This is a genomic window from Stenotrophomonas indicatrix (assembly GCA_041545745.1).
Classification (GTDB): Bacteria; Pseudomonadota; Gammaproteobacteria; order Xanthomonadales; family Xanthomonadaceae; genus Stenotrophomonas; species Stenotrophomonas indicatrix_A.
On the sequence record CP168152.1, the window covers coordinates 4,524,660 to 4,540,681 of the forward strand.

Sequence of the window (16,022 nt, forward strand, 5' to 3'; positions counted from 1 at the left end):
GCTGGATCCTGGTGCGCGCGCCCGTGCAGCGTGGGCAGGTGATGCGGGATTGTCCCATGCGGCGCGCCGGCGGGTAGGCGGGACGAACGCTGCGATACCGGCATACTGCCGTTTCACTGCGGAGGCTCCAATGCGACTGCTGGCCCTCACCTACGGCACCGAAGGCGATACGCGCCCGCTGGTCATGCTCTGCCACGGGCTGATCGCGGCCGGCCACGAGCTCATGCTGCTGGCCGACGGCGGCACCTTGGGCAGCGCGAAAACACTGGGCGTCCCGCACGCTGCGCTTGAAGGCGACATCCACGATGACGTGGTGGCGTTGGTCTCGCGCGGCAACGGCGTGGCCGCCGCCAGCACCGGGCTGGCACGGATGGCGCTACAGCACGTCGCCGGCTGGATGCGCCAGGCCGATGCTGCGGCCGACGGCTGCGATGTGATCCTGACCGGCGGCCTGGCGGCGTTCGTCGGCATGAGCGTGGGCGAACGTCGTGGTCTTCCGGTAATCGGCGCCGGCATGATTCCGCTGACGCCGACGCGCGCGTTCCGCTCGCCCTTCCTGCCACCCGGACGCTCGCCGGGCTGGTTGAACCGGGCCAGTTATGGCCTGGTCAACGGCCTGATCTGGCGACAGTTCCGCGGCCCGATCAACGCGGCCCGCCAGCACGCCGGGCAGCCGCCACGACGCTCGCTCTGGACCGGCCTGCCGATGCTGTACGGCATCTCGCCGCAGCTGTTGCCACCGCCTTCGGACTGGCCGGCCGACCACCTCGTGTGCGGCCAGTGGTCGGCACCCGCAGCGCCGTGGCAGCCGTCAGCCGAACTACAGGCCTTCCTCGATGCAGGGCCACCGCCGGTCTACCTGGGCTTTGGCAGCATGACCGGCTTCAACCGCGAACGCGTGTTGCCGGCGCTGTTGGCAACGCTGGCACCGCGCCGCGTGCTGCTGTTCCCCGGTTGGGTCGGCGTGCCCGACATGGCGCTGCCCGACACGGTGCTGGTCATCGGGCCCACCCCGCATGAAGCGTTGTTGCCGCGCTGCACGCTGGCGATCCATCATGGTGGCAGCGGCACCACGCATTCGGCCTGCCGCGCCGGCATACCGTCGATGGTGATGCCGTTCGCCGCCGACCAGTTCTTCTGGGCCGATCGCCTGCAGCGCCTGGGCGTAGCGCCTGCGCCGCTGTCACCCAAACGGTTGCAGCCGCAGGCATTGGCCGATGCACTGGCGTTCGCCGAGCATGCCGATACACGCGCACGGGCGGCCGCGCTGGGCGCTGCAATGGCGAACGAGGACGGAGTGGCATGCGGCGTGGCGGCGATCGAGCGGTGGCTCAGCCCAACGTCTCCACCACCCAATCAATAAACACCCGCAGCCGCTGGCTCATGTGCCGGTTCGGCGGGAACATCACGTGCATCGGCATCGGCGGCAATTGCCAATCCTGCAGTACGGGCAGCAACTCGCCGCGCGCTACATGCGGTTCGGCCATGTAACTGGGCAACGCGACCACGCCGAGGCCGGCCAGACCCGCCGCCAGATAGGCATTGCCATCATCGAAGCCGATTGAATAGCGCCCCTGCACCTCGATGCGCTCGGCGCCGCGCTTCGCGCTGAACGCGCGGGCACGGCCACTGCGCGGGCTGAGGAAACCGACCGTGTGGTGGTCCGGCCCTTGCAGCGCGCGCGGGTGTTCCGGCACACCGAACTGCTGCACATAGCCTGGGCTGGCATGGAAGCCGATCGGCAGGCTCGCCAACGGCCGCGCCACCAGCGCCGGGTCGGCCGGGGTGCCGCCGCGGATCACGCAGTCGACGTTGTCGGCGATGACATCGACCTCGCGGTCGCTGACCCCCACCTCCAGTTGGATCTCCGGATAGCGAGCCTGGAAGCCGGGCAGCACCGGCACCAGCAGCAGCCGCGCGAAGGGGCCGGGCACGTCGATGCGCAGGCGACCGTGTGGTTGTGCGGCGGCATCGCCCAGACCACCCTCCACCTCTTCCAGCTCGGCCAGCAGGCGCACGATGCGCGGGTAATACGCCGCGCCATCGGCGGTGACACTGACCCGGCGCGTGGTGCGGTTGAGCAGCCGCAGCCGCAGATGTGCCTCCAGCTGCTGCACCAGCTGGGTGACCGTGGTGCGGCTGATCTGCAGCGTGTGCGCGGCGCGGGTGAAGCTGCCGGTTTCCACCACGCGGGCAAACGCCCGCATCGCCTCGAAACGGTCCATGGTGGGCCATGATTGTTTGGAATTAACAATCAATCTAGGCCGATCATCGCGGTTTATCCAGACAGCGGCTGCGGGGAGGATGGACTCCTCCCATCTGGAATCCGTCTTATGTCCCACCGTGATGTCGTCTTTCCCGCCGGCAGGCAGGCGCTGTACGAGCGCAACCGTTACTCACCCGCGATCCGGTCCAATGGCTTCCTGTTCGTCTCCGGCCAGGTCGGCAGCCGCGAGGATGGCTCGCCCGAACCGGACTTCGAAGCGCAGGTGCGCCTTGCCTTCGAGAATCTCAATGCGGTGCTGGCCGCTGCCGGCTGCACCTTCGATGACGTGATCGACGTGACCGTGTTCATGGTCGACCCGGAAACCAACTTCGAAAAGGCCTGGGCGATCGTGCCCGAGTACTGGGGCGAGGCACCGCACCCGACCCTGACCGGCATCGGCGTGACCTGGCTGTATGGCTTCCAGTTCGAGATCAAGGTGATCGCGAAGCTGCGCGCCGACCGGTAGTGCCGGCCGCTGGCCGGCAACGTGTTGGGGTCAGAGCCCTTTCCGGAGGAAAGGGATCCGACCCCACGCCCGACGCGCCTGAACGGAACACGCCGACAAATTCCCGAGGTGGCCATTGATATTGTATCCACCGAAAACCGCTTGCTAGCCTCCCCTCCATGCGCCGGATCGCCCACCACCTTCGTTCGTACCTGCTGATGCTGCTGATGGCGGCGTTCGTGGTCGTGCCGGTGGCCGATGTACTGGCGTGTGCGGTGGAACCGCACGACAGCACGGCGGTGCACGTGGAATCCGCCGTCGAAGATGCCGAGGGTGACAGTGACAATGACGGCAAACACACCGCTGCCTGCAGTCATAACCACTGCCACCACTCCAACCTGAGCTTGCCGGCGAGCACCTTCGCCGCCTTTGGCACGCCGCTACCGGCGCGCTGGATGCATGCAGGCGACGCGGCGACCTATGCGGTCGCCCAGGACGAACTGGCACGTCCTCCCCGGGCGTGAGTTGAGCGCGTCCCGCAATCGCGGGCTCCCGATTCACTCACAACCGGAATCCCCCTATGTCGATCCTGACACGTCGGTCGCCGCGCGCGGCCGGGCTGGTCGTCGCCGTGTTGCTGGGCTTGATCCCCGCCGCACAGGTCGCTGCACAAGCCGCTCCTTCGTATGACACCCTGCTTGAACGTCTCGACCAGCTGCCCGGCACCCGCATCGGCGCGGCATTGGCCGAGGCGGCCGACGCCCGCGCCGACCAGGCCCGGGCGCTGCCCAATCCCTCCCTTTCCTGGTCCGCCGAAAACGCCTGGGGCACCGGCTCCTACGGCGGCATGGGCAGGGCCGACACCGTGCTTACCCTGTCCCAGCCGTTGGAGGTCTGGGGCCAGCGTGGCGCGCGCGTCCGCGCCGCCCGCGCCGAGGCACAGGCCGCTGCCCTGCGCGGTTCGCAGAGTCGCAGCGATGTCGCCAGCAAGCTGGCGGCGATCTACGCACAGGCGGAAAGCGCCCTGCGTCGTTACACCCTGGCCGACGAAGCGCTGACCCTCACCCGCGACGATGCGGCGGCGGTCACCGCCATGGTCAAGCATGGCCGCGAGCCGCAGCTGCGTGCGGTGCAGGCGCAAAGCGAAGTGGCCAATGCCAGCGCCGCGCTGGATGAGGCGCAGGCCTTCCGCGATGCCGCACTGGCCCGCCTGGCCGGTGCGGCCTTGCTGGATGCACCGGTGCAGACCATCGACAACAGCCTGCTTGATCGCGCACCGCCGGCACCGCGTGGCGCCATCGATGTCGCACTGGCCGTGCGTGTCGCCGAAGCCGAGGTCGATGCGGCCGGTCGCCTGGTCGATGTGGAGCGCAAACGTGCCCTGCCCGACCTCAGCGTCACGGCCGCGCAGACGCGTTTCCGCGAGGACCGCGAGCAGGCGTACACGCTCGGCGTCAGCCTCTCGATCCCGTTGTTCGACCGCAATCGTGGTGGCATCCGCGCCGCCAGTGCCGAACAGCGCGCGGCCGAGGCGCGGCTGGACCAGCAGCGCCGTGACAGCGAAGCGGAACGGTTGTCGGCGGTGGCGGGCCTGAAGGCCGCCGGCAGCCGCACCCGCGCGGCCGACGAAAGCGTGGTCGCCGCCGAGGAAGCCTATCGCCTGGCCCGCATCGGCTTCGACGCCGGACGCATCTCGCAGCTGGAACTGCGCAGTACCCGCAGTGCCCTCATCGCCGCCCGCGGCACCGCTGTGGACGCGCGTTTGTCGCGCGTCGGCGCGGAAATCGATCTCGCCCGCCTCGAAGGGCGCGCACCTTTTGTGGAGGCCCGATGAACCTGTCCCGCTCTTTCCCCCTGGTTGGTGGCCTGCTGCTGACCGTAGTGCTGGCCGGCTGCTCCGGCAACGCACAGACCCCGGACGCCTCGGATGCCGCCAGCAAGACAGCGGCCGACGACGGCCATGGTCATGCCGCTGACAGCACCGCAGCCAAGGCCGAAACAAGCAAGGTGCCCGACGCCGATGAAGGCGTGGTGCAGCTGACGCCAGAGCAGATCAAGGCATCCGGCATCGACGTGGTTGCCGTCGGCCGCGGCGGCGGTGGTTCGACGCGGCTGTCCGGCCGGGTGGAACCGTCGATCGGTGCACGTGCCTCGGTCGCTTCCACCGTGACCGGTCGCGTGGAGCGCGTGCTGGTCGCACCGGGCACGGCGGTGAAGCAGAACCAGGCGCTGGCGATCGTGGTCAGTGGCGAGGCGGCGGTGTTCCGCGCCAATGCGGTTGCCGCCGCAGCGGAAGCCGAGGCGGCACGCCTGGCCCACGGCCGTGACAAGGCGCTGGTCGAACAGGGCGTGGTCGCCCGCCAGGAACTGGAAACCTCACGGGCGCGCTCGCTGGCGGCACAGGCACAGGCCGCGGCCGCACAGGCACAGGCGGCCGCCAACGGTTCACCCGACAGCAGCGGCCGCGTGCGCATCACCAGCCCGGTGGCCGGCATCGTTGGCAACGTGCAGGTCACGCCCGGCGGCGTGGTGGCGGCCGGCAGCCCAGTGGCCGACGTCGCCGATCCGTCGATGAACGAGCTGGTGTTCACCGCGCCACCGGCGCTGGCCGCGCAGGTCAGCCCGGGCATGACGCTGGAAGTGACCGTGCCGGGCGGCAGCTTCAGTGCCACCGTCACCGGTTCGGCCGCCGATGTGCGCCAGCAGGGTGGCGTGGCGGTGATCCGTGCCACGCCGGTCAATGCGGCATTGCCGCCCGCCGGTTCGCCGGTGTCCGCGGTGGTGGTCACCGACGGCAAGGACGGCGCGTTGAGCGTGCCGGCCGATGCCGTGCAGAACGTGGATGGCAGCAGCGCGGTGTTCGTCGCCGTCGAGGGCGGCTTCAAGGTGCAACCGGTGCTGGCCGGCCGACGCGCCGGCGACCGCATCGAGATCCTCGGTGGCCTGAGCGGCAACGAACGCATCGTCGGCGCCAACGCTTTCCTGCTCAAGGCCGAACTGGCCAAGGGCGAAGCCGAGCACGGGCACTGAGGACCTTCCATGTTCAAGCTCATCATTGAAACTGCGGTACGCCACCGCTGGCTGGTCGTGGCCTTGGCTGCACTCGTTGCCGCCGTGGGCCTGTTCCAGCTCGGCAAGCTGCCGATCGATGCGGTACCGGACATCACCAACCGCCAGGTGCAGATCAACACCGTGGCACCGGCACTGACGCCCGAGCAGATCGAGCGGCAGGTGACCTACCCGCTGGAAACCGCGCTGGCCGGCATCCCCGGCCTGACCACCACCCGTTCGCTGTCGCGCAATGGCTTCTCGCAGGTCACCGCGATCTTCACCGATGCCACCGACATCTACTTCGCCCGCCAGCAGGTGGCCGAACGCATGCGCGAGGCCGCCGAAGCGCTGCCCGAGGGTGCCTCGCCCATGCTGTCGCCGGTCACCACCGGCCTCGGCGAGGTGTTGATGTGGACGGTGGACTTCACCGCGTTCGACCCTGCGAAGCTGGCCACGCCGGGCGAAGCAGGCTGGCAGGCCGGCGAGGTCTACCGCACGCCGGAGGGCAACCTGCTGCGCACGCCGGAAGAACGTGCCACCTACCTGCGCACCGTGCAGGACTGGATCATCGCGCCGCAGATGCGCTCCAGCCCCGGACTGGCGGGCGTGGACACCGTCGGTGGCTACGTGAAGGAATACGGCGTGCATCCGGACAGCGCGCGGTTGGCCGCGCATGGCCTGGGCCTGGCCGATCTGGTGACGGCCCTGCAGCGCTCCAACGTGCAGGCCGGTGCCGGCTTCGTGCAGCGTGCCGGCGAAGGCTTGGTGGTGCGTGCCGATGGCTTGGCACTGACCACCGACGATCTGGCACAAGCGCCGGTGGCCACCCGCAACGGCGTGGTGGTACGGGTGTCCGATGTGGCCGAGGTCGAACTGAGCCGCGCACCGCGCTTGGGTGCGGCCAGCCGCAACGGCCATGAAGCCGTGCTCGGTACCGCGCTGATGATCGCCGGCGGCAACAGCCGCACCGTGGCCCAGGCCGCCGCCGCGCGCCTGGAACAGGTGAACAAGTCGCTGCCGGCGGACATCGTGGCAGCGCCGGTGCTGGACCGCAGCGTGCTGGTCAATTCCACCATCAAGACCGTGGCCAAGAACCTCACCGAGGGCGCGCTGCTGGTGGTGGTGGTGCTGTTCCTGCTGCTCGGCAACCTGCGTGCAGCGACGATCACCGCACTGGTGATCCCGCTGTCGTTCCTGTTCGCAGTGATCGGCATGAACCGCTTCGGCATCAGCGGCAACCTGATGAGCCTGGGTGCGCTGGACTTCGGCATCCTGGTGGACGGTGCAGTGATCGTGATCGAGTCGACGCTGCTGATGCTGGGCAAGCGTCGTGCCGAACTGGGCCGTGCATTGACCGCGATGGAACGCCTGCGCGTAGCGGCCGATTCGGCGCTCAAGATGGCGCGACCGGCAGCGTTCGGCCAGCTGATCATCCTGCTGGTGTTCGCGCCGATCCTCACCCTGGAGGGCGTGGAGGGCAAGACGTTCCACCCGATGGCGGCGACCTTCATGCTGGCCCTGGTGGGTGCTTTCATCTTCTCCTTCACCTTCGTGCCGGCGATGGCCGCGCTGCTGGTGCGCGAGCCGAAGCTGAAGGAAGGCGAGGCACACAGCGATGATGGCGAGCACGAAACGAAGCTGATCCGCGTACTGCGTGGGCGCATCGAGCCGATCATCCGCCAGGCCGTCGCGCGTCCGCGGTCGGTGGTGGCCGGTGCAGGCCTGATGCTGCTGGTGGGTATTGGTTCGTTCGGCCTGCTCGGCCGCGAGTTCATGCCGACCCTGGATGAAGGCAACGTGGCGATGCAGGCACTGCGCGTGCCATCCACTTCACTGGAGCAGTCGCTGGCGATGCAGCTGGCACTGGAGAAGGCGATTGCCCAGCAACCGGAAGTGGAAACGGTGTTCTCGCGTACCGGTACCGCTGAAGCGGCGATCGACCCGATGCCGACCAACATTTCCGACAGCGTGATCGTGCTCAAGCCACGTGCGGACTGGCCCGATCCGAAGCTGGGCAAGGAAGCACTGGTCGCCCGCTTCGAGAAACTGGCCGGCCAGCAGCTGGGCAACAGCTTCGAGTTCAGCCAGCCGATCGAGCTGCGCTTCAACGAGCTGATTTCCGGCGTGCGGACCGATCTGGCGGTGATGATCTTTGGTGATGACTTCAGCCAGCTGCAGAAGGTGGCCGACCAGGTAGCGCTGAAACTGCGTGCGGTGGAAGGCGCGGCCGATGTGCGGGTGGAGCAGATTTCCGGCCTGCCCACGCTCAACGTCAAGATCGATCATGTGGCAGCGGCGCAGTACGGGCTGACCGCCGCGGATGTCAGCGACGCGCTGTCCACCGGCATCGGCGGCACGGCGGCCGGCAAGATCTTCGAGGGCGACCGCCGTTTTGACGTGGTGGTGCGGCTGGATGACAGCGCACGCAACGACCCGGATCAGCTGGCCTCGCTGCCGATCGCCACGCCGACCGGTGTGGTGATCCCGCTGTCCTCGGTCGCGCGTATCAGCGTCAGCGAAGGGCCGAACCAGATCAGCCGCAACAACGGCAGCCGCCGCGTGGTGGTGCAGGCCAACGTGCGTGGCCGCGACCTGGGCGGCTTCGTTGGCGAAGCGCAGACCGCCGTGGCCGAGGTGGCGCTGCCGCCGGGTGCGTACCTGACCTGGGGTGGCCAGTTCGAGAACCTGCAGCGTGCGGAAAAGCGCCTGGCCACGGTGGTGCCGGTGGTGTTCCTGCTGATCGGCAGCCTGCTGTTCATGGCCCTGCGCAGCGGCAAGGAAGCGGTACTGGTGTTCAGCTGCGTACCGCTGGCGCTGGTCGGCGGCATCCTCGCCCTGCTGCTGCGCGGCATGCCGTTCTCGGTGTCGGCAGCGGTGGGCTTCATCGCGGTATCCGGCGTCGCCACGCTCAATGGCCTGGTGCTGATGCAGGCCATCCGCGAGCGCCTGGACGCCGGTGACCTGCCGATGATGGCCGCGATCAATGGTGCGTCCAGCCGTATCCGCGCGGTGCTGACCACCGCACTGGTGGCCATCGTCGGCTTCATTCCGATGGCGATCGCCAGTGGTTCCGGTGCGGAAGTGCAGAAGCCGCTGGCGACGGTGGTGATCGGTGGCCTGATCACCGCCACGGTGCTGACCCTGCTGGTGCTGCCGACCTTCGCCGCGCGCGTGGCGAAGGTGCGGGCGGTGGGGTGAGGTCGGAGGGGGTCGGAGCCCTTTCCGCGGGAAAGGGATCCGACCCCGCGCCCGGGTCGGACCCCCGCCACCGGCGGGGCTCTGCCCCGACCACACGACGGTCAGGCCTTCTTGCGCTCGGCGATGTACGCCTGGATCTGCTGCTCCAGCACCGGCAGCGGCACCGAACCCTGCTTCAGCAGCGCGTCGTGGAAGCCTTTGATGTCGAACTTGTCACCCAGTTCCTTCTCCGCCTGCGCACGCAGGCGCACGATGGCGATCTCGCCGAGCTTGTAGCTCAACGCCTGGCCCGGCCAGGAAATGTAGCGGTCCACTTCGGTGGTCACTTCGTGCTCGCTCAGCGCCGTGTGGTCACGCAGGTAGGCCAGCGCCTGCTCGCGGCTCCAGCCCTTGCTGTGCACGCCGGTGTCGATCACCAGGCGCGTGGCACGCCACATCTCATAGGTCAGGCGACCGAAATCCTCGTAGGGGGTTTCGTAGATGCCCATTTCCACGCCCAGCTTCTCGCAGTACAGCGCCCAACCTTCGCCATAGGCAGAGATGTAGGCATTGCGGCGGAACTCCGGCAGGTTCTTCTGCTCGGCGGCGATGGCACCCTGCAGTGCATGGCCCGGATCGGATTCGTGCAGGGTCAGCGCTGGCAGGTTGTACAGCGGACGCGACGGCAGGTTGTAGGTGTTGAGCCAATAGGTGCCCATGCCACCTCGGCCGGCGGTCCAGAACGGCGCGATGTCCGGTGGCACCGGCACGATGGTGAAGCGCGCGCGCGGCAATGTCATGTACTTGCCGAGCTGGCCATCGGCACGCTTGGAGATCCATGCGGCACGCGACAGCAGTTCTTCCGGGGTCCTGGCATAGAACTGCGGGTCGGTACGCAGGAAGGTCAGGAACTCGGCAAAGCTGCCCTTGAACTTCACCTGCTTGATGATGTCGTTCATTTCCTTCTGGATGCGTGCCACTTCATCCAGGCCGATGCGGTGGATCTCGTCCGGTGACAGGTCCAGCGTGGTGTATTCGTGGATCTGCTGCTTGTAGTACGCCTTGCCGTCGGGCATCGCTTCGGCGGCCAGGGTGGTACGCGCCTGCGGCACGTATTCGTTGACGAAGAACGTGCGCAACTGCTGGAACGCCGGCACCACCTTGCCGCTGATCGCCGCGCGCGCCTGTGCCTGCAGCTTGGCCTGCTCGGCAACCGGGACGGTGTTGGGCAGCTTCTTGAACGGCGCGTACAGCGGCGATTCGGTCGGGTCCTTCAGTTCGGCGACGGTGGCGATGGACACCTCGCGACCATCGAGCACCGCACGCGGCACGCTGAAGCCGCGCTTCAGGCCGGCACGCATGTTGTCGGTCTGCTGGTCGAAGTAGCGCGGCACATCATTCAGGCGCGCGATGTAGTTCTGGTAATCCTGCACGGTCTTCATTTCGCGCCGGGCCATGAAGGACAGGTTGGACCAGAACGAGGAGTCGGCGTTGAACGGCATTTCGTAGCCGCGCAAGCACACTTCTTCGGCCAGGTTGAACACCTGGTCACGGTAGATCGCGTAGTTGACCTGGTTGTCGGGTGACAGGGTCTTCGGGTCGATCTTCTTCAGCGCGGCCAGGGTCTCGTCCCATACCTTCAAGCGCGCCTGCTGCGCGGCCGCGCCGACGTCGGGCAGGCGGGTGGCGTTGGCCGGGGCGTCTTCGTCCTCGCTGGCCTCGCCGCCGCCGTCCTGGCGCCACTTCCATTCCTTCTCGTACAGCGCGCGGAAGGCCGCATCGGCGGCCGATTCAGCGGCCACGCTGGCCGGCGCGGCGGCGGTGGGCGGCGCGGCCAACGCCACGGCGGGGGCAGACAGGGCGATCAGCAGGGCAACGGCAAGACGGGTTTTCACAAGCACAGGTTCCCGGGAAGGCAGACCCCGATCATGGCACCCCGGATCGCGCATGGCATGGGACGAAGGTCCTGCCTGCAACACAGGCAGGACCGGGAACCGGCCGCAGGCCGGGACCCCCAGCGCCGAAGGCGCGCCGGCTGCTCTTGCGCTCGATGCGTGGAAAAATCCACGCCTCGCATGGCATGGGACAGAGCCCGGCCTCAGTAGATCCACGCCATGCGTGGATGCCCCTGGCGCTGGGCACACCTGCGCCGACCAAGGTCGGCGTCTACCGGAGCACCGAGGCGCCAGCATTGCCGCTCTGGTAGTGGCCAACCTTGGTTGGCCCCGCAAAACCCAGCGCCGACCAAGGTCGGCATCTACCAACGCCTCAGTGGCTGGCCTTGTCCCGCTTCCAGCCGCGGTGCTTGATGTCCAGCTGCAGGCTGTACAGCGCGGTGAACGCCGGGAACAGGTTCTGCAGCACGCCCACCGAGTCCTGCTTGGCCGAGAACAGGAAGTAGCTCAGCGTCATCAGGCTGCCGACCACGCTCATGTACCAGAACAGGCGCGGGATCACCGGCTTGCCGGCGCGCTTGGAGGCGACGAACTGGACCAGCCAGCGGCCGCCAAACATCAATGCGCCGGTGTAGCCGATCAGCTTCCAACCGGTCACATGCAGGCCGGTCCAGTACAACCAGGTCAGCGGCTGGTCCAGCCAGTGAAGCTCCAGATCCATCAACGCTCCTCCACCGCGGTGCGCTTGCTGCGGGTGATCAGCCAGGCCACGCCGCGCAGGTCGCGGATGCCGACCAGCGCGCGGCCGAGATTGTTGTACTTGGACACGCCCGCGGTGCGGTGACGATGGTTGACCGGCACACTGATGGTCTTCCAGCCGGCGCGCTGCATCAGCGCCGGCAGGTAGCGATGCATGTGGTCGAAGTACGGCAGATCAAGGAAGGCGTTGCGCTCGAACAGCTTGATGCCGCAGCCGGTATCGGGGGTGTCATCGCGCAGCATGCGCGCGCGGATGGCGTTGGCCCACTTGCTGGCCCAGCGCTTGCTGCCGCTGTCCTGGCGGTTGACGCGCCAGCCGGCAAACAGCTTCACCTGGGCGTCGGCGGTACCGCGGGCCTCCAACAGCTTGGGGATGTCGGCCGGATCGTTCTGGCCATCACCGTCGAGGGTGGCGATCCACGGTGCACGCGCGTGCTTGACGCCGGTACGTACCGCGGTGCTCTGCCCGCTCTGCGAGACGTGGTGCAGCACGCGCAGCTCCGGCGTGATGGCCTTCAGGCCCTGCAGCACGGCCAGGGTGTCATCGCGCGAATGATCATCGATGTAGACGATCTCGAACGGCAGCCGGCCGCGCAGTGCAGCGGTGATTTCGGCCACCAGGGGCGCGACGTTGTCGCGCTCGTTGAATACTGGGACGACGACGGACAGCTCGGGTTGGCTCATGGGGGGACTCGGCCAAGGAGGGACAAAGACCGCGCATTTTCCGATGCCGAGGTTATCCGAAGATGAATACGACAGTGTGAGGATGCGTTCTCACGCGCGATCAGCAAAATACTCGCGGCACCACTGCACCACCGGTGGCAGGCCCTGTTCGATGGGCATGACCGGTTCGTAGCCAAATGCGTCATGTGCGCGCCGGGTATCGGCCATCGTGCGTACCATGTCGCCCGGCTGCATCGGCTTGTAGACCTTCTGCGCGGGGCGACCAGCGGCCTGCTCGATCACGCCGATGAAGCGCTCCAGCTCGACCGGCGTGTGGTTGCCGAGATTGAACACCCGGTGCGGCACCGGACCATCAGCCGGGTGCGCGAGGGCGCCGAGAATACCGGCCACGATGTCGGAGACATGTGTGAAGTCGCGCTGCATGCGGCCTTCGTTGAACACATCGATCGAACGACCGGCCAGCACCGCGCGCGAGAACAGCAGCGGCGCCATGTCCGGCCTGCCCCACGGGCCGTACACGGTGAAGAAGCGCAGGCCGGTGGCACGCAGGCCATACAGCTGCGCGTAGGTGTAGGCCATCAGTTCATTGGCGGCCTTGGTGGCGGCGTACAGCGAGCGCGGCTGGTCCACGCGCTGGTCTTCGGAGAACGGCGGCGTAGCCGAATCGCCATACACCGAACTGCTGGACGCATACACCAGGTGCTGCACGCCACGGTGTCGGCACAGTTCAAGCATGTTGACGAAGCCGACCAGGTTGCTGTCGACGTAGGCGTGCGGGTTTTCCAGCGAATAACGCACCCCGGCCTGCGCGGCCAGGTGGATCACCGCCGTCGGCTGGATCTCGTCGAACAGCGCGGCCAGGCCCTCGCGGTCGGTCAGGTCCAGCGTGCGCAGGTCCAGCCTCGGGCACAGCGCGGCCACACGGTCGCGCTTGATCTGCGGGTCGTAGTAATCGTTGAAGTTGTCCAAGCCGACCACCGACTGGCCCGCATCAAGCAGGGCACGCGCGGTGTAGGCACCGATGAAGCCGGCTGCGCCGGTGAGCAGGATGGTCATTGCGGTGAGCCTGGAATTCAGCCGTTACAGAGTCTGATGGTACGCGCAGGGCCTAGAACAGGCCGAAACGCTTCTTGGCCACATTGGTGCGCCCCGGCTGGATGACATCCTGGATGTTCTTCGCATCGAAGCGGTCCAGCAGGGTTTCCGAATCCTTCTTCAGCTTCAGGTCCATCTCTTCCGGGTACAGCGGCACGATCGCCATGAACTCGATGGTCGTGCCGTCTTCCAGCTCCAGCGTGCCGAAATCGTCCGGGGTGGTGACCGGCGGCAGCACGATGGCGCCATCGAATCCCACGCCCGGTGCATAGGGCTCGGACGGATGGCCGTTGGGAATGGTGTGGCCGAAGCCCAGCCAGGTGTCGTACTCATGCGGCAACCGCGCCAGGGTCTTCAACAGACGCACCGGCCAATAGTTGCGCTCATCCTCGAAGGCATCCTGGGTGATCGGCCAATCCGCCGACAGGGTCACCATCAGTTCCATGTGCCGGGGGGCGTCCACCTCATCGGGCACGGCCATCGGCAGATCGCTCATGCCCGAGGTCACCAGGCGCAGGTACGGGCACTCGTCGGTGGCCGGCACCACGTGCACGTCGATGTGCACGATATCGGAGATGATTTCGTGGAAGACACCGGAGATCGGGCCAAGATGGCGCTCGATGTGCGCGCTGATTTCCTCGATGTGCGACTCGCCCTGGGCCGGTGTGAAGTCCTTCTCGCGGTTGTGCACGAGAATCGGGCTGCCGCCTGGGCTGACGTCGTCGATTTCAATGGTCATGTCCTGCTCCCTGGATGAGCCACGGGGCGGAGCGGCCCACCTGCGGTGGACGATACGACCTCCGGCACGCGCGGCGGTGCGTTCCCTGCAATCGACGGAGCACGGCAGGAACAGGCCGTACTCCCATGAAACTGCGCCGGGGTCAGCCCTGGCGCGTGCGCAGCCGCTCCAGCACGCCATCAAGCGTGTCCAGGTTGGCGTAATGGATGATCAGCTTGCCCTTGCCACCGCGGCCATGGTTGATCGCAACGGAGGTGCCCAGTACTTCGGACAGCTCGGTTTCCAGCGAGGCGATATCGGCCTGCTGCACCTTGGCCACCGGCTGCGGACGGTTGCTCGGCACCTTGCCGGCGGCGAACGCCTGCGCACGACGCTCGACCTCACGCACCGACCAGCCTTCATCGGCCGCTTCCTGGGCCAGCTTGCTGGCCAGTTCCGGGGCCAGCGTCAGCAGCGCGCGGGCGTGCCCCATCTCCAGCCGGCGCGTTTCCAGCAGCAGGCGGATGGCGATCGGCAGTTCCAGCAGGCGCAGCAGGTTGGACACCGCCGCGCGCGAGCGGCCGACGGCCTCGGCGGCCTCGGCATGGGTCAGGGTGAATTCGCTGATGAGGCGCTGCAGTGCTTCGGCTTCTTCCAGCGGGTTGAGGTCTTCACGCTGGATGTTCTCGATCAGCGCCATCGCGATGACGGTGCGGTCTTCCAGCTCGCGCACCACCACCGGCACTTCGTCCAGGCCAGCCAGCTGCGAGGCGCGCCAGCGACGTTCACCGGCGACGATTTCGAAGTTGCCTGCCGGCAGCTGGCGCACCAGGATCGGCTGGATCACGCCCTGCGACTTGATCGAGTCGGCCAGTTCGGACAGCTTGCCCTGGTCCATTTCGCGACGCGGCTGGTACTTGCCCGGCTGCAGCTGGCCTACCGGCAGCTTGCGCAGCACTTCACCGGGCAGCGGCTCGATCACCGCCGTGCTGGCCTGCACCTGGCTGACCGAGCCCTTCGGACCGAGCAGTGCGTCCAGGCCGCGGCCGAGGCCTCGCTTCTTGGCTGCAGGCTTGCTGCTGGTCATCAGACGGTCTCCACGGCCTTGCTGGCCTTGTTGCGTTCGTTGTTGCGACGGATGATCTCGCCGGCCAGGCCGAGGTAGGCCACGCCGCCGCGCGAAGCACGATCGTAGCCGACGATGCTCTGGCCATGGCTGGGCGCCTCGGCCAGGCGCACGTTGCGCGGTACGATGGTGCGGAACACGCGGTCACCGAAATGCTCGGTGAGCTCGGCCGACACGGCATTGGCCAGGTTGTTGCGCACATCAAACATGGTGCGCAGCACGCCTTCGATCTCCAGCGCCGGGTTGAGGTTGGCACGCAGCGCTTCGATGGTTTCCACCAGCGCGCTCAGGCCTTCCAGCGCGTAGTACTCGCACTGCATCGGCACGATCACCGAATCGGCGGCGGCCAGTGCGTTGAGGGTCAGCAGCGAGAGCGCCGGCGGGCAGTCGATCAGGATGTAGTCGTACTCGTCGCGGATCGGCGCCAGCGCGCGCTTCAGGCGCTGCTCGCGCTCGCTCTGCGCCATCAGCTGGATCTCGGCCGCGGTCAGGTCGATGTTGCCCGGCAGCAGGTCGTAGCCTTCGGCGGTCTGCACGCGGACGTCGGCAGCGCTGGACTCGCCCAGCAGCAGATCGTAGGTGGAGGAGACCAGCTCGCGCTTGTCCACGCCACTGCCCATGGTCGCGTTGCCCTGGGAATCCAGGTCGACCAACAGCACGCGCTTGGGTGCGTTGGCCAGGGAAGCGGCCAGGTTGACGGCGGTCGTGGTCTTGCCGACGCCACCCTTCTGGTTGGCGATGGCGATGATGCGGGCCATGCGGGTGTGCCTCGTCGACGTGTGCTGGGACCGGTCATTATGCGTACA

General features: G+C 67.5%; 14 protein-coding genes. 6 read left to right on the forward strand and 8 right to left on the reverse strand.

Annotation, left to right across the window (positions count from 1 at the left end; translation table 11 throughout):
• Positions 1–130: 130 nt before the first annotated feature.
• The gene (locus ACEF39_RS20640) at positions 131–1,363 is read left to right on the forward strand and encodes a glycosyltransferase (protein WP_500286433.1); all 1,233 of its coding nucleotides are present in this window, start codon (positions 131–133) and stop codon (positions 1,361–1,363) included.
• On the opposite strand, the gene ACEF39_RS20645 is transcribed toward ACEF39_RS20640, so the two are convergent.
• Positions 1,332–2,225, reverse strand: a complete 894-nt coding sequence (locus ACEF39_RS20645; protein WP_500286434.1) for a LysR family transcriptional regulator — start codon at positions 2,223–2,225, stop codon at positions 1,332–1,334. The two genes, ACEF39_RS20640 and ACEF39_RS20645, sit on opposite strands and share 32 nt — an antisense overlap.
• Before the next feature lie 108 nt (positions 2,226–2,333).
• Between ACEF39_RS20645 and ACEF39_RS20650 the strand changes: the two genes are divergently transcribed.
• The 5 genes from ACEF39_RS20650 to ACEF39_RS20670 all read left to right on the forward strand — a co-directional run bounded on the left by ACEF39_RS20650 (position 2,334) and on the right by ACEF39_RS20670 (position 8,960).
• A complete protein-coding gene (locus tag ACEF39_RS20650) occupies positions 2,334–2,732 on the forward strand; it encodes a RidA family protein (RefSeq protein WP_500286435.1) in 399 nt (132 codons plus the stop codon).
• 158 nt (positions 2,733–2,890) lie between these two features.
• The gene (locus tag ACEF39_RS20655; RefSeq protein WP_500286436.1) at positions 2,891–3,235 is read left to right on the forward strand and encodes a hypothetical protein; all 345 of its coding nucleotides are present in this window, start codon (positions 2,891–2,893) and stop codon (positions 3,233–3,235) included.
• Between the two features lie 56 nt (positions 3,236–3,291).
• Complete coding sequence (locus ACEF39_RS20660) at positions 3,292–4,545, forward strand: TolC family protein (RefSeq protein WP_500286437.1); 1,254 nt, start codon at positions 3,292–3,294, stop codon at positions 4,543–4,545.
• Entirely contained in the window at positions 4,542–5,741 is a 1,200-nt protein-coding gene (locus tag ACEF39_RS20665) for an efflux RND transporter periplasmic adaptor subunit (RefSeq protein WP_500286438.1), read from the forward strand. The genes ACEF39_RS20660 and ACEF39_RS20665 overlap by 4 nt, the downstream gene beginning before the upstream one ends.
• Before the next feature lie 9 nt (positions 5,742–5,750).
• A complete protein-coding gene (locus ACEF39_RS20670; protein WP_500286439.1) occupies positions 5,751–8,960 on the forward strand; it encodes an efflux RND transporter permease subunit in 3,210 nt (1,069 codons plus the stop codon).
• 101 nt (positions 8,961–9,061) lie between these two features.
• Here ACEF39_RS20670 and ACEF39_RS20675 read toward each other — a convergent pair whose 3' ends face one another.
• The 7 genes from ACEF39_RS20675 to ACEF39_RS20705 form a co-directional block, all read right to left on the reverse strand.
• A complete protein-coding gene (locus ACEF39_RS20675) occupies positions 9,062–10,834 on the reverse strand; it encodes a DUF885 domain-containing protein (protein ID WP_500286440.1) in 1,773 nt (590 codons plus the stop codon).
• 373 nt (positions 10,835–11,207) lie between these two features.
• Positions 11,208–11,555, reverse strand: coding sequence for a lipid-A-disaccharide synthase N-terminal domain-containing protein (locus ACEF39_RS20680; RefSeq protein WP_025878793.1), 348 nt, complete (start codon positions 11,553–11,555; stop codon positions 11,208–11,210).
• The gene (locus ACEF39_RS20685) at positions 11,555–12,277 is read right to left on the reverse strand and encodes a glycosyltransferase family 2 protein (protein WP_500286441.1); all 723 of its coding nucleotides are present in this window, start codon (positions 12,275–12,277) and stop codon (positions 11,555–11,557) included. The genes ACEF39_RS20680 and ACEF39_RS20685 overlap by 1 nt, the downstream gene beginning before the upstream one ends.
• A gap of 90 nt (positions 12,278–12,367) precedes the next feature.
• On the reverse strand, positions 12,368–13,333 hold the full coding sequence (locus ACEF39_RS20690) for an NAD-dependent epimerase/dehydratase family protein (RefSeq protein ID WP_500286442.1): 966 nt from the start codon (positions 13,331–13,333) through the stop codon (positions 12,368–12,370).
• A gap of 52 nt (positions 13,334–13,385) precedes the next feature.
• Entirely contained in the window at positions 13,386–14,111 is a 726-nt protein-coding gene (locus tag ACEF39_RS20695) for a suppressor of fused domain protein (RefSeq protein WP_500286443.1), read from the reverse strand.
• A gap of 142 nt (positions 14,112–14,253) precedes the next feature.
• Complete coding sequence (locus ACEF39_RS20700) at positions 14,254–15,177, reverse strand: ParB/RepB/Spo0J family partition protein (protein ID WP_088101900.1); 924 nt, start codon at positions 15,175–15,177, stop codon at positions 14,254–14,256.
• Positions 15,177–15,974, reverse strand: coding sequence for a ParA family protein (locus tag ACEF39_RS20705; protein ID WP_032976776.1), 798 nt, complete (start codon positions 15,972–15,974; stop codon positions 15,177–15,179). The genes ACEF39_RS20700 and ACEF39_RS20705 overlap by 1 nt, the downstream gene beginning before the upstream one ends.
• Between the last annotated feature and the right edge of the window lie 48 nt (positions 15,975–16,022).

Coding starts and splice junctions, on each gene's coding strand:
- ACEF39_RS20705 (WP_032976776.1), bottom strand. CDS start 15,974: ATGGCCCGCATCATCGCCATCGCCAACCAGAAGGGTGGCGTCGGCAAG.
- ACEF39_RS20680 (WP_025878793.1), bottom strand. CDS start 11,555: ATGGATCTGGAGCTTCACTGGCTGGACCAGCCGCTGACCTGGTTGTAC.
- ACEF39_RS20665 (WP_500286438.1), top strand. CDS start 4,542: ATGAACCTGTCCCGCTCTTTCCCCCTGGTTGGTGGCCTGCTGCTGACC.
- ACEF39_RS20695 (WP_500286443.1), bottom strand. CDS start 14,111: ATGACCATTGAAATCGACGACGTCAGCCCAGGCGGCAGCCCGATTCTC.
- ACEF39_RS20690 (WP_500286442.1), bottom strand. CDS start 13,333: ATGACCATCCTGCTCACCGGCGCAGCCGGCTTCATCGGTGCCTACACC.
- ACEF39_RS20670 (WP_500286439.1), top strand. CDS start 5,751: ATGTTCAAGCTCATCATTGAAACTGCGGTACGCCACCGCTGGCTGGTC.
- ACEF39_RS20640 (WP_500286433.1), top strand. CDS start 131: ATGCGACTGCTGGCCCTCACCTACGGCACCGAAGGCGATACGCGCCCG.
- ACEF39_RS20645 (WP_500286434.1), bottom strand. CDS start 2,225: ATGGACCGTTTCGAGGCGATGCGGGCGTTTGCCCGCGTGGTGGAAACC.
- ACEF39_RS20700 (WP_088101900.1), bottom strand. CDS start 15,177: ATGACCAGCAGCAAGCCTGCAGCCAAGAAGCGAGGCCTCGGCCGCGGC.
- ACEF39_RS20650 (WP_500286435.1), top strand. CDS start 2,334: ATGTCCCACCGTGATGTCGTCTTTCCCGCCGGCAGGCAGGCGCTGTAC.
- ACEF39_RS20660 (WP_500286437.1), top strand. CDS start 3,292: ATGTCGATCCTGACACGTCGGTCGCCGCGCGCGGCCGGGCTGGTCGTC.
- ACEF39_RS20655 (WP_500286436.1), top strand. CDS start 2,891: ATGCGCCGGATCGCCCACCACCTTCGTTCGTACCTGCTGATGCTGCTG.
- ACEF39_RS20685 (WP_500286441.1), bottom strand. CDS start 12,277: ATGAGCCAACCCGAGCTGTCCGTCGTCGTCCCAGTATTCAACGAGCGC.